General features: G+C 41.4%; 21 protein-coding genes, 1 tRNA gene and 1 pseudogene. 7 read left to right on the plus strand and 16 right to left on the minus strand.

Features of this window, described 5'->3' with window-relative positions; all coding sequences use genetic code 11:
* Positions 1-25: 25 nt before the first annotated feature.
* Positions 26-484 (minus strand): hypothetical protein, encoded by a 459-nt coding sequence (locus FTU98_RS03140; protein ID WP_154320886.1) that lies wholly within the window; start codon positions 482-484, stop codon positions 26-28.
* 250 nt (positions 485-734) lie between these two features.
* On the opposite strand from FTU98_RS03140, the gene FTU98_RS03145 reads away from it, so the two are divergent.
* Positions 735-810, plus strand: a tRNA-Asn gene (locus FTU98_RS03145).
* A gap of 281 nt (positions 811-1,091) precedes the next feature.
* On the opposite strand, the gene FTU98_RS03150 is transcribed toward FTU98_RS03145, so the two are convergent.
* From FTU98_RS03150 to FTU98_RS03200, 11 genes are all read right to left on the minus strand, one after another.
* Positions 1,092-1,745, minus strand: coding sequence for a tRNA-(ms[2]io[6]A)-hydroxylase (locus FTU98_RS03150; RefSeq protein WP_004971715.1), 654 nt, complete (start codon positions 1,743-1,745; stop codon positions 1,092-1,094).
* A 39-nt stretch (positions 1,746-1,784) separates the two neighbouring features.
* Positions 1,785-2,510, minus strand: a complete 726-nt coding sequence (gene pdxJ / locus FTU98_RS03155; protein WP_179991220.1) for a pyridoxine 5'-phosphate synthase — start codon at positions 2,508-2,510, stop codon at positions 1,785-1,787.
* Positions 2,511-2,521: 11 nt separating this feature from the next.
* Positions 2,522-3,235 carry a DNA repair protein RecO gene (gene recO / locus FTU98_RS03160; RefSeq protein WP_026438306.1) on the minus strand — a complete coding sequence of 238 codons (714 nt, stop codon included), beginning with the start codon at positions 3,233-3,235 and terminating at the stop codon, positions 2,522-2,524.
* 8 nt (positions 3,236-3,243) lie between these two features.
* The gene (locus tag FTU98_RS03165) at positions 3,244-3,444 is read right to left on the minus strand and encodes an NF038104 family lipoprotein (RefSeq protein WP_019837686.1); all 201 of its coding nucleotides are present in this window, start codon (positions 3,442-3,444) and stop codon (positions 3,244-3,246) included.
* Positions 3,445-3,466: 22 nt separating this feature from the next.
* Entirely contained in the window at positions 3,467-4,495 is a 1,029-nt protein-coding gene (gene era, locus FTU98_RS03170) for a GTPase Era (protein ID WP_004971721.1), read from the minus strand.
* Positions 4,492-5,193 (minus strand): ribonuclease III, encoded by a 702-nt coding sequence (gene rnc, locus FTU98_RS03175; protein WP_179991210.1) that lies wholly within the window; start codon positions 5,191-5,193, stop codon positions 4,492-4,494. The genes era and rnc overlap by 4 nt, the downstream gene beginning before the upstream one ends.
* The gene (locus FTU98_RS03180; RefSeq protein ID WP_004971723.1) at positions 5,165-5,536 is read right to left on the minus strand and encodes a DUF4845 domain-containing protein; all 372 of its coding nucleotides are present in this window, start codon (positions 5,534-5,536) and stop codon (positions 5,165-5,167) included. The genes rnc and FTU98_RS03180 overlap by 29 nt, the downstream gene beginning before the upstream one ends.
* Before the next feature lie 24 nt (positions 5,537-5,560).
* The gene (gene lepB, locus FTU98_RS03185; protein WP_004971724.1) at positions 5,561-6,388 is read right to left on the minus strand and encodes a signal peptidase I; all 828 of its coding nucleotides are present in this window, start codon (positions 6,386-6,388) and stop codon (positions 5,561-5,563) included.
* A 21-nt stretch (positions 6,389-6,409) separates the two neighbouring features.
* Positions 6,410-8,227 carry a translation elongation factor 4 gene (gene lepA / locus FTU98_RS03190; protein WP_004971725.1) on the minus strand — a complete coding sequence of 606 codons (1,818 nt, stop codon included), beginning with the start codon at positions 8,225-8,227 and terminating at the stop codon, positions 6,410-6,412.
* Between the two features lie 309 nt (positions 8,228-8,536).
* Complete coding sequence (locus FTU98_RS03195; protein ID WP_180050401.1) at positions 8,537-8,992, minus strand: thioesterase family protein; 456 nt, start codon at positions 8,990-8,992, stop codon at positions 8,537-8,539.
* A 167-nt stretch (positions 8,993-9,159) separates the two neighbouring features.
* Positions 9,160-10,542: a Do family serine endopeptidase gene (locus FTU98_RS03200; protein ID WP_180050404.1), complete on the minus strand. Its 1,383-nt coding sequence runs from the start codon at positions 10,540-10,542 to the stop codon at positions 9,160-9,162.
* 331 nt (positions 10,543-10,873) lie between these two features.
* Here FTU98_RS03200 and nadB point away from each other — a divergent pair, with 331 nt between their 5' ends.
* Positions 10,874-12,508: an L-aspartate oxidase gene (gene nadB / locus FTU98_RS03205; RefSeq protein ID WP_167845907.1), complete on the plus strand. Its 1,635-nt coding sequence runs from the start codon at positions 10,874-10,876 to the stop codon at positions 12,506-12,508.
* 338 nt (positions 12,509-12,846) lie between these two features.
* On the opposite strand, the gene FTU98_RS03210 is transcribed toward nadB, so the two are convergent.
* From FTU98_RS03210 to pabC, 4 genes are all read right to left on the minus strand, one after another.
* Positions 12,847-13,254, minus strand: coding sequence for a PaaI family thioesterase (locus tag FTU98_RS03210; protein ID WP_167845906.1), 408 nt, complete (start codon positions 13,252-13,254; stop codon positions 12,847-12,849).
* A gap of 118 nt (positions 13,255-13,372) precedes the next feature.
* Positions 13,373-13,981 carry a dTMP kinase gene (gene tmk / locus FTU98_RS03215; RefSeq protein ID WP_131261157.1) on the minus strand — a complete coding sequence of 203 codons (609 nt, stop codon included), beginning with the start codon at positions 13,979-13,981 and terminating at the stop codon, positions 13,373-13,375.
* A 2-nt stretch (positions 13,982-13,983) separates the two neighbouring features.
* Positions 13,984-15,048 (minus strand): endolytic transglycosylase MltG, encoded by a 1,065-nt coding sequence (mltG, locus tag FTU98_RS03220; RefSeq protein ID WP_096901105.1) that lies wholly within the window; start codon positions 15,046-15,048, stop codon positions 13,984-13,986.
* On the minus strand, positions 15,041-15,874 hold the full coding sequence (gene pabC / locus FTU98_RS03225) for an aminodeoxychorismate lyase (RefSeq protein ID WP_180050407.1): 834 nt from the start codon (positions 15,872-15,874) through the stop codon (positions 15,041-15,043). The genes mltG and pabC overlap by 8 nt, the downstream gene beginning before the upstream one ends.
* 160 nt (positions 15,875-16,034) lie before the next feature.
* Here pabC and FTU98_RS03230 point away from each other — a divergent pair.
* The 5 genes and pseudogenes from FTU98_RS03230 (at position 16,035) to FTU98_RS03250 (ending at position 20,849) form a co-directional block, all read left to right on the plus strand.
* A pseudogene (locus FTU98_RS03230) lies at positions 16,035-17,042 on the plus strand (sulfate ABC transporter substrate-binding protein).
* Between the two features lie 317 nt (positions 17,043-17,359).
* The gene (locus tag FTU98_RS03235; protein WP_096901106.1) at positions 17,360-17,965 is read left to right on the plus strand and encodes an alpha/beta hydrolase; all 606 of its coding nucleotides are present in this window, start codon (positions 17,360-17,362) and stop codon (positions 17,963-17,965) included.
* Positions 17,966-18,052: 87 nt separating this feature from the next.
* Entirely contained in the window at positions 18,053-18,886 is an 834-nt protein-coding gene (cysT, locus tag FTU98_RS03240) for a sulfate ABC transporter permease subunit CysT (RefSeq protein WP_180050409.1), read from the plus strand.
* Positions 18,883-19,776 (plus strand): sulfate ABC transporter permease subunit CysW, encoded by an 894-nt coding sequence (gene cysW / locus FTU98_RS03245; protein WP_168460110.1) that lies wholly within the window; start codon positions 18,883-18,885, stop codon positions 19,774-19,776. Before cysT ends, cysW begins: the two co-directional genes overlap by 4 nt.
* An 11-nt stretch (positions 19,777-19,787) precedes the next feature.
* Positions 19,788-20,849, plus strand: coding sequence for a sulfate/molybdate ABC transporter ATP-binding protein (locus tag FTU98_RS03250; RefSeq protein WP_179990088.1), 1,062 nt, complete (start codon positions 19,788-19,790; stop codon positions 20,847-20,849).
* Positions 20,850-20,875: the final 26 nt, after the last annotated feature.

Below are 20,875 nucleotides of genomic sequence, written 5' to 3' on the forward strand. Positions count from 1 at the left end.
CATCTTAGATTAAATACTATTTAGATTAGATACTGTTTTTCAATGCTGCGATCAACTCTGATTTAGACACTACAGGTTGAGTTGTCGCTTTATATTCACATAAATAGCGAAAAGCAGAGTCTAATTCTACACGCAATTGTTTTTGTTCAGACACAGACCACACGCGTGAACGGTTACTCCCCGAAAGCGCGCTGCCCGCCAGTTGGTACAAATATAAATCATGATCACGCTGCAATGGTTTTTTTGTGCCGTTGTCTGGATGGTCTGAAAGCAATTGGCAGGTCGATTGAATGAGCCATTTTTCACTAAACCACAACTGCAATAAATCGCCCAAATACAAATCTTGAGGTGCCAAAGGCCAGACATGAATAAACGCGCCTTCTACAGCAGTGTAGTATTGTTCAGGCGTAGACAAGATAGAAAGATAATGTTCTTGATAATAAGAAAATTGAGAAAAAATGTCAGAAATGCTGAGCGTATTCATTCGCTTACTCCGATTTAGCCATTTTAGTGCTGGCAAGTTGGGTTAAATCCACACTGTTTAAGATGCTACTTAAACGCTTTGTTCTGTCACTCAGACTAACAACCGATTTTGTGTAACGCAAGTCTTGTGGGTGATTTTTTAATAAAATTTTGTTTTTTGTTCAAATAAAAAGCATATAAAGTCAAAATGAAAGAAACATGACAATTTATGCTTGACCCTTGCTTAAATCTGCTTATAATCGCATTCAGATTCTCCCATAGCTCAGTCGGTAGAGCGACGGACTGTTAATCCGCAGGTCCCTGGTTCGAGCCCAGGTGGGAGAGCCAAATTCTAAAAAGCCCAAGCATAACGACTTGGGTTTTTTATTGCCTAAAATTTATGGATGATGTGGTCTGTAAATAACCAAGCAGAGATTCATGCCTTAATCGTTCAAAAAGATGAATGTAACTGTTTTGGGCAATTCAGCTTAATGTAATTCCTAATCTTAGCCTTGATCATTTCTAAGTGACTTAGGCAACAATCCACAATCAAAATACCTAAGCAATAACTTGATTGATAAAAAAACGGAACCGAAGTTCCGTTTTCTATCTTAGATCATCTACAAGTTTTAAGCGGCTTGCACAGGCACACCACTATGAAAACGGAACAGATCATCTGGACTTAAAATAAGATTCTTTTCCACTTCACGTATATGCTGAATTCGCCCCTGAATATCTTCTTCAGGGTTTTTCAGTTTTGCTGTTTTTGCTACATCCAAAGCCAGTGCCAAATAATCTTCATAATGCCGTGATTCTGATTTCAGTAAATAACGGTAATACTTACCTAATTCTTCATCTACCAATGGCGCAAGCGCATAAAACCGCTCGCATGAACGTGCTTCTACAAAGGCACCTATCACCAAAACATCAATTAGTGCTTCAGGTTCATAGGTACGGATTTCTTTACGTAAACCGCCTGCATAACGCCCTGCACTTAAACCCTGCCACATTTGCCCACGCTTTGCCATGAACTCTAGCACCTGCTCATAATGCAGCATTTCTTCGCGTACCAACTGTGCCAGTTTGACCTGCAAATCGGTAAAAAAGCTGTAACGAAACATCAGATTCATGGCTGTGCCTGCTGCTTTTTTCTCACAGTTAGCATGATCTTGCATCAAAATATCTAAATTATTTAATGCTTCGTTCAACCATTCTTTGGGTGTTTCGCAGCCTAAAAATGCTATCACAGGCTGCATCAATTCATCATAATTTATGCTGGACATAACGTTTCAAATTTTATCTTTCAATTTTAAATATGCAGATTAACGCGCTGCATCAATCGCAGCTTTCATGCGTTTAACAGCCTGTTCCAAGCCGACAAATACAGCATCACCAATTAAAGCATGACCAATATTTAACTCATGGATGTGTTGAATAGCGGCAATTGCACCTACATTGTCCAAGTTCAAGCCATGCCCTGCATTAATCACTAAGCCACGGCTAGCTGCATATTCTACGCCCTGAACAATACGGGTCAATTCGGCTTGCTGTGCAGCTTCATTTCCTGCATTGGCATACGCGCCTGTATGAATTTCAATGGTCGGTGCACCACATGCAACGGCCGCATCAATTTGTGCAAGATCTGCATCAATAAACAGTGACACATCACAGCCAATTGCTGTTAATTCCTGAGTAGCGGCCTTAACTGCTGCAAAATTGCCTACTACATCCAAACCACCTTCAGTGGTTACTTCTTCACGGCGCTCAGGTACCAAACATACATGCTGTGGACGAATTTCTTTGGCAAACTCGATCATTTCTTCAGTAACTGCCATTTCCAAATTCATACGAGTTTTTAGCAACGGACGCATACGACGCACATCATCATCCTGAATATGACGACGGTCTTCACGCAAATGCAAAGTAATCCCCTCTGCACCCGCCTGTTCACAAACTAATGCGGCCTTCACAGGGTCTGGATAGTTCGTGCCACGCGCTTGTCTTAAAGTTGCCACATGGTCAATATTGACACCGAGTAAAGCCATAATAGGTTCCTACATTACGCTTGGGTTTGAGAATTCTGAATCCACAATTGGCGACTTTTTAAAGGTCGATCACCCAACAGTGAACTAATCATTTGTCGATACAGCCGAGACAGTAATTGTAACTGCTCTGGGTTAAAATCCCTACCTTTTTCATAGTCGCACATACTCAGGATCTGTGCGCCAAGCAAATTTGCTCGTGATACTTGCGCGGTGGGGATAAAACCATCATTCAGTTGAAAATGATAATGTAGATTGGGCTGAATCGGCTCTTGGTTCGCATCGACTGAAAAATCAATCCCATAGCCTAATTCTTCCAATAAAGTATGTTCAAACTGACGCAAAATTTGTCTTAAGAATAGATTGGGATTTTCTTGACTAGATAAGTGTTGTAAATGCGCCAAAGTCTGGTGATATTGCACAAAAGTTTCTGGCATTTCCACTTCGGCAGAACATAAGCGCAGCACGATTTCATTTAAATAAAAGCCTGAAAAAAATGCATCACCAAAGAAGAAAACCGGTTGATTAACAATTTCCAGCTTGGTGAAATTTTTAAGGTCTGATTTTCCCGAAGCTTGTATGCGAATCGGTTGATATTGTGGCGGTGGCATTTGTCTTAAAATACCATCAACCCGCCCATGTTCGCGGGTAAACAAGTGCACAATATGGCTACGTTCGCGGTATTTTCGATGATGGATTAAATAACCATGCAAGATTTCATTACGCATGATAGCGTCAATTAATCCTGTTCTTTAGAGGATTCTTGTTTGGATTTTTCTTCGTCATCACCATCTGGAATGACAGCACCAACTACAGCAGCAGTGCCTTTCACCACACCCTTTGTAGTTTTGTAGGCAACTTTTACGGGAACTGTCACAACTTTGTGAATACAACCTTGCAAGACAAACATACATGCCACAATGGCCAACACTTTCATCATCACAGTTCCCTTTTCGTCAAACTTAGATATCGCTATATCCTAAGCTTTTTAATGCACGTTCATCATCAGACCAACCACCTTTGACTTTCACCCAAAGCGTCAGCATGATTTTTTGCTCGAACATTTTTTCCATGTCGACCCGTGCATCCATACCAATTTTTTTCAGCTTCGCGCCTTTTTCACCAATCACAATGGCTTTTTGACCAGAGCGATCTACAAAAATAGTGGCATCAATATAGGTACATGGTGCTTTCATACGACCCGTTTTTTCATTTAAAACCGCATCTTCAGTTTTAAATGATTCGATTTGCACGGTTAAATCGTAAGGCAGTTCTTCGCCCAATTGGCGCATGATCTTTTCACGGATAATTTCAGATGCCAAGAAACGTTCTGAACGGTCTGTGATTTGATCTAGCGAATACAACGGTGGCTGGAATGGCAAATAGCGTTCAATCGTGTCACGCAAATGATCTAGGTTCGCGCCGCGCAATGCCGATACAGGTACAATTTCGGCAAAGTTCATTAACTTGGCACGTTCTTGAATAATCGGCAAAGCCTGATTTTTATTCTCAAAAGTGTCGAGTTTGTTAATCACCAGAATCACTGGCATTTCTGCATTTTTCAGCTTTTCTAGGACTAACTCATCATTTTGCGTCCATTTTTGTGCATCCACCACAAACAAAACCAAGTTCACATCACGCAAAGCAGATGATGCAGCACGGTTCATCATTTTGTTGATGGCACGGACTTCTTTTTTATGCATCCCTGGTGTGTCTACAAACACAGCCTGAGATTTTTCACGTGAATCAATTCCCACAATTTTGTGACGTGTGGTTTGCGGTTTACGTGAAGTAATGGATAGTTTTTGACCCAATAAGTGGTTCATGAGGGTCGATTTACCCACATTCGGGCGACCAACAATCGCAACAAAACCACTGCGGAAATCAGATGGAATTTCAGTTCCCTGACCGCTAAAGAATTGGTTAATTAGGTCATTGGCGTCGTTATTCGACTCGTGATCAGCATCTACGTGATCGGAATGGATGGTCATTCAGACTTTTGCTCCAAGAATTTTAAAATATCTGCCGCAACTGCCTGCTCGGCAAAGCGACGGCTTGAACCTTCACCCTTCATTACAGGTAAGCTATCGACTCGGCATTCCACAATGAAATGCTGATTCGGTGCATCGCCCTGAATATCTACAACCTCGTAAATCGGGAGAGGTTTTTTACGTGCTTGTAAATACTCTTGTAAGCGTGATTTAGGGTCTTTGAGTTGATCAGTTGGCTCAATATGATCTAAATAAGGGCTGTACCATTTTAGCACAATCGTTTGCAGCAAATTCAAATCACCGCTATCGACATAAATAGCGCCAATAATCGCTTCTACGGTATCTGCCAGTATAGACTCACGATGATGACCGCCAGATTTCAATTCTCCCGTACTGAGAATTAAATTTTGGCTGAGCTTTAAATCATTGGCAATTTTGCCTAAGGCTTCCTGACGTACCAGTGTTGCCCGCATGCGCGTTAAACGCCCTTCATTTTCATGTGGATAAGCCACATATAAATAATTGGCAACAATCATTCCCAATAACGAATCGCCTAGAAATTCCAGACGTTCGTAATTGTGTTTATGACTCACCGAGCGGTGAGTCAAAGCCAGTTTAAGCAATTCAGGTTGCTTAAACTGATAACCGATTCGGCTGGCTAGACGGGTCTCATTTAGCTTGGACTGAGCTTTGATCAAAACTTTTCTCGAACTTCATTACAATATCAATATTCAATAAGAAAGGTTTTCTTATTTCATATTCTTTTTTCACTTCTAAACCATCTACGTTGGTCACTTGAGCTACATCTGCAAATTTAATATCGCGAATGTTGTTCATGCTTAAACGCTTGTCCATTTCACCAATAAACTTTTGTGGTGATAGGTTTTTTGGCCCATTCAACAATTGCTCTTCAATTTGATTGTCCAACATTCGATCATCGAAATATGGTCCCCAAACCGCAATTGCCACTTTTGCCATAAATGCAAAACCAATAATTGCAATTAAAATTGCAATATAGGATGCCCCTTGTTGATGACGCATTTTTTATTTTCCTAATCTGCTGTATTAATCAATTTTGCCGTTACGACTAAATGACGGCAAATTAAACCCAGGCTCTTTATGCATCCACACATAGAATGCACGACCTGTTAGGTTTTCCTCTGGTACAAAACCCCAAAAACGACTGTCAGCACTTTGATCGCGGTTATCCCCCATCGCGAAGTAATGACCTTCAGGTACTTTGACTTCCCAATATAAACCATTTTCTGCTGAATATTTACCATTGTCTACATAGTTCAGGAATGGTGCCTGACGCGCCACGTTTACACCTTCAAGCTCGCGCATGGTAAATGTATGCGCCCCTAAAGTTTCCTGATGGTAAATTGAAGTAGGTGTATCTAGACTGTCTTTTTCACGGCTAAACTGGATTGGGGTTTTCGTTACTTTCTCGCCATTAATGCTCAGCTGACCATGATCATAAACAATATGATCGCCTGGTAAACCGACAATACGCTTAATATAACTAATGCTTGGTTGTGGTGGATAACGGAACACCGCAACTTCGCCACGCTCAGGCGAACCCACATCTATAATTTTGCTGTTAATAATTGGCAAACGCACGCCATATTCAAACTTGTTCACCAAAATAAAATCGCCCGTTTCTAAGGTTGGCACCATAGAATCTGACGGAATATTAAATGGTTCATACAGGAATGAACGCAGTACCATCACCACTGCCAAAACAGGCCAAAAATCATAAGCCCATGTGATAATGAAGTTTTCATTGCCTCGCCCTTTCGTTGCTCTTTGCTTAAATACAAATTTATCGAGCAGCCACACCGCAATAAAAAATAATGTGGCAGGAACGAGAATCAAATTAAAATCAAAATCCATGGGTTTATTATCCTTATAATTTTAGCGTTCGACTTTAAGTACAGCTAAGAAAGCTTCTTGCGGGATTTCAACACTTCCCACTTGCTTCATACGTTTCTTACCTTCTTTTTGCTTGGCAAGTAGTTTCTTCTTACGAGAAACGTCACCGCCATAACACTTCGCAAGTACGTTTTTACGCATCGCTTTCACGGTTGAGCGCGCAATAATTTGTGCACCAATGGCAGCCTGAATAGCCACATCAAACATTTGACGCGGAATCAAGTCTTTCATTTTTTCAACCAAGGCAATACCACGGTGACGTGCATCCTGACGGTGACAAATCATCGCTAAGGCATCAACTTTTTCACCGTTAATCAGTACATCTACTTTAACCAAAGATGAACTTTCAAAACGCACAAAGTTATAATCTAACGATGCAAAACCACGTGAACATGACTTCAATTTATCAAAGAAATCCATCACGACTTCTGCCATTGGAATTTCAAAAGTAATAGACACTTGGTTACCCAAGAATTTCATGTCTTTTTGCACACCACGACGCTCAATACATAGGGTCATGACGTTACCCAAGTATTCTTGCGGCACTAAAATATGACATTCCGCAATCGGTTCACGCAAATCTTCTACAGTTGAACCATCAGGCATTTTAGATGGACTGTCGATATAAACCGTTTCGCCATTTTTCATCACAGCTTCATAAATAACCGTTGGAGCTGATGAAATTAGGTCTAAATCGTACTCACGCTCTAAACGCTCTTGTACGATTTCCATGTGCAACATGCCCAAGAAACCACAACGGAAACCAAAGCCTAAAGCATCTGAACTTTCAGGTTCAAAGAACAAAGCTGAGTCGTTAATTTGTAGTTTGTGCAAGGCTTCACGGAACGGTTCAAAGTCGCTGGCATCAATTGGGAATAAACCTGCATAAACCTGCGGCTTAACTTTTTTAAAGCCTGGTAAGGTTTCTACTTCTGGTGTAGTTGCGAGTGTGATGGTATCACCCACTGGCGCACCAAAAATATCTTTAATACCCGCAATAACAAAGCCAACTTCACCTGCTTCCAAAATACCTGTTTCGGTATGTTTTGGATTAAAAATACCAACTGAGGTAATAATGTGCGTTTGACCTGTCGATTTCATCAACATTTTATCGCCTTTACGCACGCGACCTTGCTTGATACGTACCAGCGACACAACGCCCAAATAGTTATCAAACCATGAGTCAATAATTAAGGCTTGCAATGGCGCATCACGATCACCTTGTGGTGCAGGAATGACATTCACCAAGGTTTCTAATACATTGTCGATGCCTAAACCTGTTTTAGCCGAACAGGTGGGTGCATCTTGCGCTTCGATACCAATAATTTCTTCAATTTCATGAATCACGCGCTCAGGTTCTGCCTGCGGTAAATCAATTTTATTCAGTACAGGTAAAACTTCTAAGCCTTGCTCAATTGCGGTATAGCAGTTTGCAACTGATTGCGCTTCTACCCCTTGTGCCGCATCGACTACCAATAGCGCACCTTCACAAGCTGCCAAAGAACGTGATACTTCATAGGAAAAGTCAACGTGTCCTGGGGTGTCAATGAAGTTTAACTGGTATTCCTGACCATTTGGATGGTTGTAGTATAAAGTCACTGAGGTGGCTTTAATGGTAATCCCACGCTCACGCTCAAGCTCCATAGAATCCAACACCTGAGCTTGCATCTCACGATCTTGTAAACCACCACAGGTTTGAATGAAACGATCTGCTAGAGTCGATTTACCATGGTCAATATGGGCAATGATCGAAAAGTTACGGATGTTTTTAATATCAACAGTTTTTTTAGCTTGCGCCATGGGTTACCTTGAAAAATAACACGCTCTGCACATTAAAATTCATGCAGAGCAAAAGCCGAATAGAAATTGCGAAGGATTATAGCAGATGGATTTTTCAATGTATCCATAATAATGACTTCCTTTTGCAGCCTCACGCGTTTTTCTTTTTATTCGAGAGTTTTAGGCTTTTTATGCAGAGATGTGTGTCGTAATTAAAGTGAGAATTGAAGAATACTTCATGCTATTTGAAACAGGTGAATACCCTCTTTAACAACATCGACAGCAATAACATGCAGCAACTTTCAATGACGCTACACTTGGTGCTTCAACTCATCTTAATGAATCATACTCACTAAAATCCAACGGATTCACATCAGCAGCAAGGGGTTGATAGGCTTGCGTAAATGTCGGTGACATGCGTTTTGGACGACCTGTAGCAATTTCCACACAAGCCCATTGTGTATTGCCCATAAACAGCAGACTTTTATCCTGAGGGCGATAAAACGCATATTGGCGGAATGAATACAACGCATTCAAATCACTTAACCATGTACGCAAAATCAGCTCCTCACCTTCGAGTGCCGCTTTACGATATTGCACATGATGTTCCACCGCCACCATCGCATGTTTTAGTTTTAAGTATTCCTGCACACCTAAGCCTAATGTTTTGATATGTGCCGATGCTACATCCTGCATCCACTGCACATACACCACATTATTGACATGCCCTAAAATATCAATATGTTCTGGCTGTACGGTGATTTTTAAATCAAATATGCTGCTCATGTCATCCTTTTAACTAAAACGGCGATGTCGGTCTAGTCTAACAAAAATACCGAGTTACATAAAAAAGTCGCCCTAATTCAAGAGCGACTTCCTTAAAATAAGTGGCTATTTAAAGTTTAGCAAGATTCTAAATTTTAGATAGATTTACGATTTTATGCCACATCAACTTATTGAATACGCATGCCAATAATCGCACGTTGCCCTTGACGGATAATCACCACACGCGCAATTGTACCTTGTTTCAAGGTAGATACTGTTTCAACAAATTGGTTGGCATTTTGGATAGTGGTGTTATTCAGTTGCACAATCACATCACCTGGCATAATACGTGCCTGAGCTGCCGAACCACCACGACGCACTTCCTGAATCAGCACACCGCCTTTAATATCTAATTGGCGTTGTTCTGCAACGCTTAAATCACGAATCGACACCCCTAAAACAGGGCCTTTGGCTGCGGTATCAGGGTTGTTTTTGGCAGGCGTGTCGTCAGGTGCTGTGCTCACCGTAGCGGTAATATTACGGCGTTTATCATCGCGTAATACTTCAAGCTGAATACTTTGATTTGGCACTGAACGGTTTAAATAGTTCAACAATTCAGACGTTCTGGAAATAGGTGTGCCGTTGTATTTAAGAATCACATCGCCCGCGCGCAAACCTGCACGTGCCGCAGGTGAGTTTGGTGCAACTTGAGTAATTAATGAACCTTCAGGCTTACTGAGTTTATAAGATTCTGCCAAATTGCGGTCAATATCTTGCAAACTCACCCCTAAATAAGAACGAGTCACTTTACCGTTACGCTTTAACTGATCGGCAACATCCATGGCAACATCAATAGGAATGGAGAATGACAAGCCCATATAACCACCCGTACCACTAAAAATACGGGAGTTCACGCCGACCACTTCACCGCGCTGGTTAAATAGTGGCCCGCCTGAGTTACCTGGGTTAAGCGCCACATCGGTCTGAATAAATGGCACTGAAGTTTCACCCATCATATTACGCATTTTGGCACTCACGATTCCTGCCGATGCAGAATAGTCAAAGCCAAATGGTGAACCAATCGCAAGTACAGGCTCACCTACACGTAATTGATCGACATTGCCTGTACGCAGTTCTGGATAACTGCTGCCCTGCACTTTTAATAACGCGACATCGGTACGTTCATCACTACCCACGACAGTTGCATCAAGTTCACGGCGGTCATTCAGTACAATGGTAACTTTAGAAGCATCTTCAACAACGTGGTGATTGGTTAAAAGGTATCCATCTTTACTGATAAAAAAGGCACTGCCGTAACCTGTTTTTTCTTGTGGAATTTGCTGTTGAGGAATAATCACTTGATTGCCAAAAAAACGGCGTAAAATTTCTGGAACTTGTTGTTGTAAGAGTTCTTCCTGACTCATTTTTTTGACAACATTGACACTCACCACCGCAGGACTAACCTGCTCAACCAAATTAGAAAAGTCTACTGGTGGTGCTGCTTGAGCCTGCACAGTTGCCATAGTAAAAACAGCCGCATATAAACCTTTTTTTAAGTTGCGATTTTTCATAAATAGCATTCACTCAATAATAATTATGACTTTGAACTCACCTTATTTAGCACAAAATAATAGGCTTTTGCGTAATAAAATGTTGAATCTTTTTCAATTACGGTTTGGCAGGCACTGTGGAGGATAGCTGAGATAGCATCTTATATTTGACCCATCAAAAATGATGCGCCAAAGTGCTATAAATGAAAAGCGTGGAATAGAATCACAATAAAAGTGGGATATTCCATAAAAGTTGCCAGTTTATTCTTTTTTTTCATTATTCAAATCCACTTCGCACTTGCCTTTTTCTGTAAAAAGGGGTGTCATTATCCAACTTTTTTCAAATTAGCTGATGGACATGCCTAATTTAAACACAACACATCAATTTGATGTGATTATTGTGGGAAGTGGTGGTGCAGGTTTGAGTTTAGCGCTCTCATTACCCCAGCATTTCAATATTGCCGTTTTGGCGAAATCTACCCTTACTGAAGCCAGCACTTTCTATGCGCAAGGCGGTGTCGCGGCAGTTCTTGATGAAACAGATTCAATTGAACAACACATAGATGACACTATGATTGCAGGTGCGCATTTATGTGAAATGGATGCCGTCAAGCAAACCGTAGAAGGCGGCAAACCTTCGGTAGATTTTCTGCTGAAACAAGGTGTGCAATTTACTTTAGATGAACAAGAACAGTTGCACTTAACCCGTGAAGGCGGTCACTCACAGCGACGTATCATTCACGCTGCCGATGCAACGGGACGCGCAATTTCGACCACTTTGGTACAACGTGCCCAAGAACAGCAAAACATCACCATTTTTGAAAATTATATTGCGATTGACCTAATTACCTCGCAAAAATTAGGTTTAAATGAAAGCAATCGCACTTTAGGCTTATATGCACTAGATGAAAAAACACAAAAAGTGCATAGCTTCCTTGCACCATTTACCGCACTTGCCTGCGGTGGTGCAATGAAAGCCTATCTATATACATCTAACCCAGACATTGCCACAGGTGATGGTATGGCGATGGCATACCGTGCGGGTTGCCGTGTGGCAAATATGGAATTTAACCAATTCCATCCGACCTGTTTGTATCATCCTCAAGCACGTTCGTTTTTAATTACTGAAGCCATGCGTGGTGAAGGTGCATATTTGCGTTTACCCGATGGTGAGCGTTTTATGCTGCGTTTTGATGAGCGTGCAGAATTGGCGCCACGCGACATTGTAGCACGTGCGATTGACTATGAAATCAAACGCTTAGGTATTCGTCATGTGTGGTTAGACATCACCCATAAACCTGCAGAATTTGTGAAAGAACACTTCCCAACGCTGTATGCACGTTTACTGGAATTGGGCATTGATATCACTACCGATATGATTCCTGTTGTACCTGCTGCCCACTACACTTGTGGCGGAGTAATGGTGGATGAACATAGCCAAACCGATATTGCTGGTTTATATGCGATTGGTGAAACTTCTTATACAGGTTTACATGGTGCTAACCGTATGGCAAGTAACTCTCTTTTAGAATGTTTTGTCTATGGAATGGCTGCCGCCAAACATATTGAAGCCCATTACACTGCAGATTATAGCTCGCCTGAAGTTCCTGCTTGGGATGATTCGCAAGTGACGAATCCTGACGAAGATGTGGTGATTTTACAAAACTGGGATGAGCTACGTGCAACCATGTGGAACTATGTCGGCATTGTACGCACCACCAAGCGTTTAGAGCGTGCCTTGCACCGCATTGAAATGCTGAAACGTGAAATCACCGAGTATTATCAGGACTATCAAGTCAGTAAAAACTTAATTGAACTGCGTAATTTGGTTTTAGTTTCGGAAATGATTGTGCGCTGTGCCATGCAACGTAAGGAATCACGCGGTTTACACTTCACGCTAGATTATCCTGAACTTGCGCCTGAATTGCGTAAAACTGTGCTTATTCCACCAAACTTCCAAGTGGAAACCCCATTGGTGAATGAATAAAGTCGGTTGAATAGCGGTGATTGAAAGTTTGATATTTTCAATCATCGTTATTTTTATTTTGCAGTTATCTATTTCGTTTTACTTCTCTTTTTTGACCATCATTTCTACAAAAGTTTCCTGAACATCCCCTGCACTTTTATAAAAATAATATCTCGTTGATCATTTTTAAGCTGCCAAATATTAGTTTTGCTTAGGCTATTTTTCAATTCAATGGCATGGATGAAAACGATCAATGACAAAATAAGAATAAAAGATCAACCAAATTTACTTAGGCGATTGAACTGTAAACTTTAAGCGAAATGTTGATCTATTATTTTTCATATTGTAGCTTTAAACACTTACACTTGTGGAATCGAATACGTCCCTGTGACATGCGCCACGGCATCATCTACACCTTCGGAATATACCCAAACCTCACCGACCACGAGGTTTTTCCCTACTTTCATTAAGCGACATTCACCACGTAAATTACGCCCTGCTGCGGGCTTGCGTAAAAAGTTGATGTTTAAATTACTGGTCACCGCCAAAGCCACCAAACCCAACTCCCCTAAAATGGCGATATAAAGTGCATAGTCTGCAACAGTCATCATAGTCGGCCCTGATACCGTACCACCTGGGCGTAAATCACGTTCATCGATGTGATAATTCACCAATGCCCCACGTGGGGTGATGGACACAATTTCACATTTTTCCAAACTTTGCGGAAACTCAACTTTTAAAAATTCAATAATTTCGTCTTTGGTCATATTTACTATTCGCTATTATTTAAATAAAAAAATCTTCTAAAGCATTTCCACTATAGAAGATTTTTCCATTCAATCAAATGCATAACCATGACCCATTGGCTTGTTATACCTTTGTTTGTTATGCCTTAGCTTGCAAATAGTGCATCGCCTGTGCAAATACTTGATCGGGGCTTTGTGTTGCATCTAAGCGCTTCACTCGCTCAGGGTGTCGCTCCCACAAAGTTTGATAGCCACCTCTTACCTTCTCAAAGAAAGTTGCTTTCTCTTGTTCAAAACGATCAAGTTCACCACGTGCCCGTGCACGGGTCATACCCAGTTCAATCGGTGCATCCAGCCAGAAAGTTAAGTCAGGCATACGTGCCACAAAGTTATTATTTAAAGTCTGCAACTTGCTTTCACTCAAACCACGTCCTGCACACTGATAAGCAAAACTCGCATCACTAAAACGGTCACACAGTACAGTTTTTCCTGCAGCCAACGCAGGTAAAATCACCCGATCTAAATGCTGTGCACGCGCTGCATACATCAACAATAACTCAGTGTCTGAACACATTTTTTCTTCATGGTTGACCTCGAGCAACAAAGCACGAATTTGCTCTGCCATAGGGGTTCCACCCGGTTCACGGGTTAAAACCACCGACTGACCTTGTGCAGTAAAATAATCATGAATACGGCGAATAAGTGTAGTTTTGCCTACCCCTTCAGTACCTTCAAAACTGATAAACATGCTTATTCCCCTGATTTTTTCGTGCGTAGTACGTTTAAATATTCCTGTACGGCACGGTTATGATCTTGCAAATTGGTGCTAAATTTATGCCCACCGTTACCTGTCGCGACAAAATAAATATTGTCAGATTGGTCTGGATGCATAGCCGCTTCAATGGCTTTTTGACTTGGCAATGCAATTGGCGTTGGCGTTAAACCACTCATGGTATAGGTGTTGTATGGCGTTGGAGTGCGTAAATCCTGACGGGTAATATTGCCCTGATAACGCTCTCCCATACCATAAATCACGGTTGGGTCAGTCTGTAAACGCATCCCCAGTTTTAAACGACGTACAAACACACCCGAAACCTGCTCTAATTCAGCATCAACATTGGTTTCTTTTTCAATAATAGATGCCATGATTAAAGCTTCATATTTATTTTTATAGGGCAAATCTGCTGCACGATTATTCCAAGCATCATCCAATGATTTCATTTGACGCTGATATAAATCGGTTAAAATTTTACGGTCAGTTTCACCTTTGGCAAAGAAATAAGTATTCGGCGCAAATAAACCTTCGGGATGTGTAAAAGGAATATTTAAAGCTTTTAGCATTTGATCATACGGCAAATGCGACACTTCTTTGGTGACCAACTCATCTTTCTTTAACGCATCAATCAATTGTTTAAAAGTCGTGCCTTCGATCACCAAAATACGGTTCATTTGTGCATTTTCAGCATTGGCGATCATTTCCATAACCTGACGCACACTCATGCCCTGACGGACTTCATACACGCCTTTTTTCATGCTGTCGTGAATCATCACTCGTTGATAGAGCTTTAAAACAATTGGAAAATTCACATGATCTTGTTCTGCCAAACGATCAATAAAGCGTGAATAGGTATCACCATCATTAATCGCCAATAATTGTTTTTTGCCTTCAACAGGATAATCTTTAAATAAGCTTGACCATAAGATCATGCCAATGACCAAAAACAGTCCGAGTACAAAAATAAGCGCACCCTGAATAGCACGCTTAGACCATATAGGTTTGGTTTTCTTTTTAGATTTTGATGGACGCTTAGACATAAGAATGAATCTGATTCAGTTGAAGTTGCTTAAATAGTTCCACACACGGCTGCACATCTAAAACCTGCTGCCCTAAATGGCTGACAATTTTCATGGGCGTTAAGGCATTACAGAAAAACAGACTTTGAATCTGCGCAATTTCCGAAACATGAACATCACGCTGTTCACAATGCAAATTCTGTTGTTGCATGCGCGATAAAATTTCTGCCCGCATGACACCGTACACGCCATTATAACCAAGTTGCGGGGTAATCCATGTATTGTTTATACGAATGAAACAATTACTACTCACACCTTCAACCACACTGCCCTGTACATCAGTAACCAAAGCTTCTGTCCAGCCTTTTTGATCAGCTTCTTGTTTGAGCAATACCTGTTCAAGTCGGTTTAGACTTTTCAGCCCAACTAAATTCGGCATGCTTAGTCCAATCGCTTGTGCCAAGATGCCACTTTGAATGATGTCATAATGATATGCCGTATCTAAAGCCGCTTGTACTTGTGGATAGAAAAACACCCAAACATCGGCAGGATGATCAGGCAAGCTGTAGCCACGCTGCCCCACACCACGACTTAAAACAATCTTCAAAGTACCATTTAACTCGCCATGCGCCTGCTTTAAAAGTGTCAGCGTTTCAGTGATTAACTCAAGATTGGCATTTAAAGAAAGTTGGCGATTGGCATATTGCAAACGCGCCAAATGGCGGTCAAATAATTCAATTTGATTTTGGCGAAAACGTGCAGTGCTAAAGCATCCATCACCATAATGAAACGCGCGATCTAACACATGAATCTGCTCGGTAGGCTTGGCATTTTTATAACACTGCATGGAAGAAGTACTCGTTATTTATCTCTAAATATAGAAAACAATGAAGAAATTTATATTTATCATTTACTGATATTCACCGCATTTTAAATTATTTTTTCAGCAAATAGACTACCGATATGCTTGCCTCATTCAACAACAGATTTAATACCTGAGGTCAAACATGAACTTTACAAAACTGAAAATTGGACTACTGGCGGCAGTACTTTCGGCAACAACCTTGAGCGTTTCTGCAAAAGACTTTCTGAATGTTTCCTACGATCCAACCCGTGAATTATACGATAACTTTAACAAAGATTTCGGTGCGTACTGAAAAAAAGCCACCGGGCAAAACATTAACTTTAAACAATCACATGGCGGTTCGGGCAAACAGGCACGTGCGGTGATTGATGGTCTAGGTGCCGATGTCGTGACTTTGGCACTGGCTGCCGATATTGATGAAATTGCTAAACGCGGTCTATTACCTAAAGACTGGCAAAAGAAATTTCCGCACAACTCGACCCCTTATACATCCACAATTGTATTTTTAGTGCATAAAGGCAACCCGAAAGGTATTCGAGATTGGGGCGATTTGGTCAAACCTGGTGTGGAAATCATTACTCCAAATCCAAAAACATCTGGCGGTGCACGCTGGAACTATTTGGCAGCGTGGGCATGGGCAAAACATCAACCTGCGGGCAATGATGCTAAAGCGCAAGAGTTTGTTCGCCAAATTTATAAACAAACCAAAGTATTGGATTCAGGCGCACGTGGCTCAACCACCACTTTTGCAGAACGTGGCATTGGTGATGTTTTGTTAGCTTGGGAAAATGAAGCCTATTTAGCCGTGCGTGAACAACCGGGTAAATTTGAGATCATCACGCCTTCTCTATCTATTTTGGCTGAACCGCCTGTGGCGATTGTAGAGAAAAATGTGCAAAAAGATGGCAATCAACACTTAGCCAAAGCCTATTTAAACTATCTCTATTCGCCTGCGGGTCAAAACATTGCTGCGAAGAATTATTACCGACCACGTAATGCTACGGTGTTGGCACAATATAAGTCGCAATTTAAACCATTGAAGTTGGTGACGATTGATCAAGAGTTTGGTGGATGGAGCAAAGTTCAGAAGCAACACTTTGAAAATGGTGGCATTTTCGACCAGCTTGTCAAAGCCAATCAAACCAAATAATACTGAAAGGCAAATCATACTAAAGCGATAGCTGAAAACACCCAAATTGAAAAATACGGGTGTTTTCACAAACGTATTTTTACATGATTCACATATATCTTTTTTATTCATATAAAATTCATTTTTAATTATTTTTTTTGCATAGAAACTCTAGCTATCCTTGTTGCAGATTATTTAAAACATGAATTTTACAGCATTATCTTACTGAGTTTTGAATCCAAGTGATCACAGCCAAAGCTGAAAATGATGGGTTCAATTCATATTCAAGCGTTATTCAGATCATTATTTCAGGCTGAAATATGCGAAGGAGCATCGACATGATTCATACCGTAATTGTTCCAGGTGTAGGTGGCAGTGAATATGCGCACTGGCAATCTTGGTTACAACGACAACTCATGTCTTGCTCGCGTGTACAACAGTCAGACTGGAATAGCCCAATTTTACAGAACTGGGTTGCTGAATTTGTCAAAACAGTTGCCCCGATTCAGAACGATATTCAAATTGTGGCGCACAGCTTTGGTTGTCTGACCACAGTGGCAGCCTTAGCACAGCAACCTAAATTGCAGGCGAAAATTAAAAATGTGGTTTTGGTTGCACCTGCTAACCCTGCCCGTTTTGGTGAATCTGGTTTTGCACAACACAGCCAAAGCAATTATTCGGCTTATTTTCAGCAACTTAAATTGGCTGTACCAACACGCTTACTGATCAGTGAAAATGACCCGTGGCTAAGTTTTGCAGATGCACAGGCACTTGCCCAAGCATGGCAATTAACACCGATTAATTTAGGACAAGTGGGTCATATTAATGTTGCATCAGGCTTTGGGGCATTTCCTGAAATTTATGATTATTTGATTGCAGAAAATATGCAATCACATATCAGTATTTCTGATAACAACAAGTATTTATTCAAATTTGCAATTTAATCTTCGCAAATTATGCTTGTGCCGAATTTATCTTTTACTTTTATCTGTTTGTTTTCAAACACTCATTCTCTCTTTTGAGGAGTCATCATGTCGCAGCGATCCAAAGTGCTGCCAGGATTTGGTCTTTCTCTAGGCTTTACCCTAGCGTATTTATCCTTAATTGTTCTTATTCCCTTATCGGCTGTATTTATTAAATCGTTAGGTATCGGTTGGGATGGTTTATGGGAAATTTTAAGTTCAGAACGTATTCTAAAATCTTTGCAACTCAGTTTTAGTGCTGCGCTCATCGCTGCCTTTATTAACGTAGTCTTTGGCCTGTTATTGGCATGGTGTCTGGTTCGCTACAGTTTCCCAGGCAAACGTATTATAGATGCGTTGGTTGATTTACCATTTGCTCTACCGACCGCAGTAGCAGGTATTGCGCTGACTTCTTTATATGCACCCACGGGTTGGATTGGTCAATATTTAGAGCCGATTGGCATTAAAGTCGCTTATACCCCAATCGGGATTACCTTAGCCTTGATTTTTATTGGTATTCCTTTTGTGGTGCGTACCGTGCAACCTGTATTAAGTGATTTAGAAACCGAACTGGAAGAAGCTGCATCGGCACTAGGGGCAAACCGTTTTCAAATTGTCAGTAAAGTGATTTTTCCTATTTTACTGCCTGCCTTAATCACAGGCTTTGCTTTGGCGTTTGCTCGTGGTGTAGGCGAATACGGCTCTGTTATTTTCATTGCAGGTAACCAGCCTTTTGAAACTGAAATTGCACCGTTAATGATTATTTCTCGCTTGGAAGAATATGACTACGCAGGTGCAACCACCATTGCTGTGGTGATGTTACTGATTTCTTTTGTGATGCTATTCCTTATTAATTTATTACAAGCATGGGCAAGCCGTCGCACAGGGAGAACTGCACGATGAGTTTAAATACCAACAGTAATGCTTTGGCTGAAAAATTACAGTCACGTGATGCCACCCGTGAACCGACCTGGGTGCGTTATACCCTAATTGCGATTGCCTTAATCTTCTTTTTAAGCTGCTTAATTTTGCCGCTGATTCTGGTCTTTGTAGAAGCCTTTAAACAAGGTGTGGGGGTTTATGCACAAGCACTGGTACATCCAGACACGCTATCGGCAGTGAAATTAACCTTACTGACCGCAGCCATTGCAGTCCCTTTAAACGTGGTTTTTGGTGTGGCAGCCGCATGGGCAGTCGCCAAATTCAACTTCCGAGGCAAATCTATCCTCACCACGCTAATTGATATGCCATTTTCAGTTTCTCCAGTCATTGCAGGTTTAATGCTGGTGTTGATTTTTGGTACACAAGGCTGGATGGGCGGCTGGTTGATGGAACATGACATCAAAATTTTATATGCCGTTCCTGCAATTGTGATTGCCACCATCTTCATTACCGTACCTTTTGTGGCACGTGAATTGATTCCTTTAATGGAAGCGCAAGGCACAGAGGAAGAAGAAGCTGCGATTGTATTAGGTGCATCTGGTTGGCAAACCTTCTGGAAAGTCACTTTACCAAATATTAAATGGGGTTTAATTTACGGCGTAATTCTGTGTAATGCCCGCGCGATGGGTGAGTTTGGCGCAGTATCTGTGGTATCGGGGCATATTCGCGGAGAAACCAACACCCTACCGCTGCACGTCGAAATTCTCTATAACGAATATACCTTTAGTGCTGCGTTTGCGGTGTCCTCTCTCTTGGCACTTCTTGCAATTGTGACCCTGATTTTAAAAACTTGGGTTGAAATTCGCCAAGAAAAGCAAAACCAACGCAATGAAGATTCAACTGTTTCTTAAGGAATGACCGCATGAGTATTCAAGTTAAAAATATTGAAAAAAATTTTGGTGCATTCCATGCACTTAAAGACATCTCCCTCGATTTTCCAGATGGCCAACTGGTGGCGCTGCTTGGGCCTTCAGGCTGTGGTAAAACCACCTTGTTGCGTATTATTGCAGGATTAGAGTCGGCAGATCGTGGGCAAGTGATATTAGAGGGTCAGGATGCAACCGATGTGCATGTGCGCGAACGTCAAGTTGGATTCGTTTTCCAACACTATGCCCTATTCCGCCACATGACCGTATTTGACAATATCGCATTTGGTTTACGGGTACGTCCACGTGCAACCCGACCTTCAGAAGCCGAGATTAAAAAGCGTGTTATGCGTTTACTCGACTTGGTACAGTTAAGCTTTTTAGCAGACCGTTATCCTGCACAATTATCGGGTGGACAACGTCAACGTATTGCTTTGGCACGTGCCTTAGCGGTAGAACCACGCGTATTGTTATTGGATGAACCTTTTGGTGCGCTTGATGCCAAAGTGCGTAAAGAATTACGTCGTTGGTTAAGAACTTTGCATGATGAATTACACATCACTTCAATTTTCGTGACCCACGATCAGGAAGAAGCACTCGAAGTTGCCGATCAAATTATTGTCATGAACAAAGGTAATGTCGAACAAATTGGTTCACCGCGTGAAGTGTATGAACAGCCTGCAACTCCGTTTGTATTTGACTTCTTAGGTCAAGCCAACCGTTTTGAAGGACAACATCATCAAGGGGTTGTGCAAATTGGTGAAGATCGCGTACAACTTCTCAATCAACCAAATGCACCACAAGGCAAAGTGATTGCATTTGCGCGTCCAGATGAGTTGCATATTCATGCCCAACCACAGGAAAATACCATTCAAGCGACCTTCTTACGTGAGGTTTGGATTGCTGGTAAAGTAGTTGCAGAATTGCAAGATCGCCAAGGGAATTTAATTGAAATTGCACTCACTGCAGATGAAGCGAAACTGCACCAATTCCGCCCAAATCAAACGGTTTGGTTAAGTGTAACCACTTTACATTTATTTGAAAATCAAGTCGCATAAGGACATCAAGATGGAGCCTAACCCGC

The organism is Acinetobacter sp. YH12211 (assembly GCF_013418015.1).
GTDB lineage: Bacteria > Pseudomonadota > Gammaproteobacteria > Pseudomonadales > Moraxellaceae > Acinetobacter > Acinetobacter towneri.

What these genes read in the sequence shown, in the direction of transcription:
- cysT (WP_180050409.1), top strand. Translation starts at nt 18,053, where the DNA reads ATGTCGCAGCGATCCAAAGTGCTGCCAGGATTTGGTCTTTCTCTAGGC.
- FTU98_RS03235 (WP_096901106.1), top strand. Translation starts at nt 17,360, where the DNA reads ATGATTCATACCGTAATTGTTCCAGGTGTAGGTGGCAGTGAATATGCG.
- FTU98_RS03250 (WP_179990088.1), top strand. Translation starts at nt 19,788, where the DNA reads ATGAGTATTCAAGTTAAAAATATTGAAAAAAATTTTGGTGCATTCCAT.
- lepB (WP_004971724.1), bottom strand. Translation starts at nt 6,388, where the DNA reads ATGGATTTTGATTTTAATTTGATTCTCGTTCCTGCCACATTATTTTTT.
- FTU98_RS03195 (WP_180050401.1), bottom strand. Translation starts at nt 8,992, where the DNA reads ATGAGCAGCATATTTGATTTAAAAATCACCGTACAGCCAGAACATATT.
- cysW (WP_168460110.1), top strand. Translation starts at nt 18,883, where the DNA reads ATGAGTTTAAATACCAACAGTAATGCTTTGGCTGAAAAATTACAGTCA.
- pabC (WP_180050407.1), bottom strand. Translation starts at nt 15,874, where the DNA reads ATGCAGTGTTATAAAAATGCCAAGCCTACCGAGCAGATTCATGTGTTA.
- FTU98_RS03180 (WP_004971723.1), bottom strand. Translation starts at nt 5,536, where the DNA reads ATGCGTCATCAACAAGGGGCATCCTATATTGCAATTTTAATTGCAATT.
- FTU98_RS03140 (WP_154320886.1), bottom strand. Translation starts at nt 484, where the DNA reads ATGAATACGCTCAGCATTTCTGACATTTTTTCTCAATTTTCTTATTAT.
- mltG (WP_096901105.1), bottom strand. Translation starts at nt 15,048, where the DNA reads ATGTCTAAGCGTCCATCAAAATCTAAAAAGAAAACCAAACCTATATGG.
- FTU98_RS03210 (WP_167845906.1), bottom strand. Translation starts at nt 13,254, where the DNA reads ATGACCAAAGACGAAATTATTGAATTTTTAAAAGTTGAGTTTCCGCAA.
- nadB (WP_167845907.1), top strand. Translation starts at nt 10,874, where the DNA reads ATGGACATGCCTAATTTAAACACAACACATCAATTTGATGTGATTATT.
- FTU98_RS03150 (WP_004971715.1), bottom strand. Translation starts at nt 1,745, where the DNA reads ATGTCCAGCATAAATTATGATGAATTGATGCAGCCTGTGATAGCATTT.
- FTU98_RS03165 (WP_019837686.1), bottom strand. Translation starts at nt 3,444, where the DNA reads ATGATGAAAGTGTTGGCCATTGTGGCATGTATGTTTGTCTTGCAAGGT.
- tmk (WP_131261157.1), bottom strand. Translation starts at nt 13,981, where the DNA reads ATGTTTATCAGTTTTGAAGGTACTGAAGGGGTAGGCAAAACTACACTT.
- FTU98_RS03200 (WP_180050404.1), bottom strand. Translation starts at nt 10,542, where the DNA reads ATGAAAAATCGCAACTTAAAAAAAGGTTTATATGCGGCTGTTTTTACT.
- era (WP_004971721.1), bottom strand. Translation starts at nt 4,495, where the DNA reads ATGACCATCCATTCCGATCACGTAGATGCTGATCACGAGTCGAATAAC.
- lepA (WP_004971725.1), bottom strand. Translation starts at nt 8,227, where the DNA reads ATGGCGCAAGCTAAAAAAACTGTTGATATTAAAAACATCCGTAACTTT.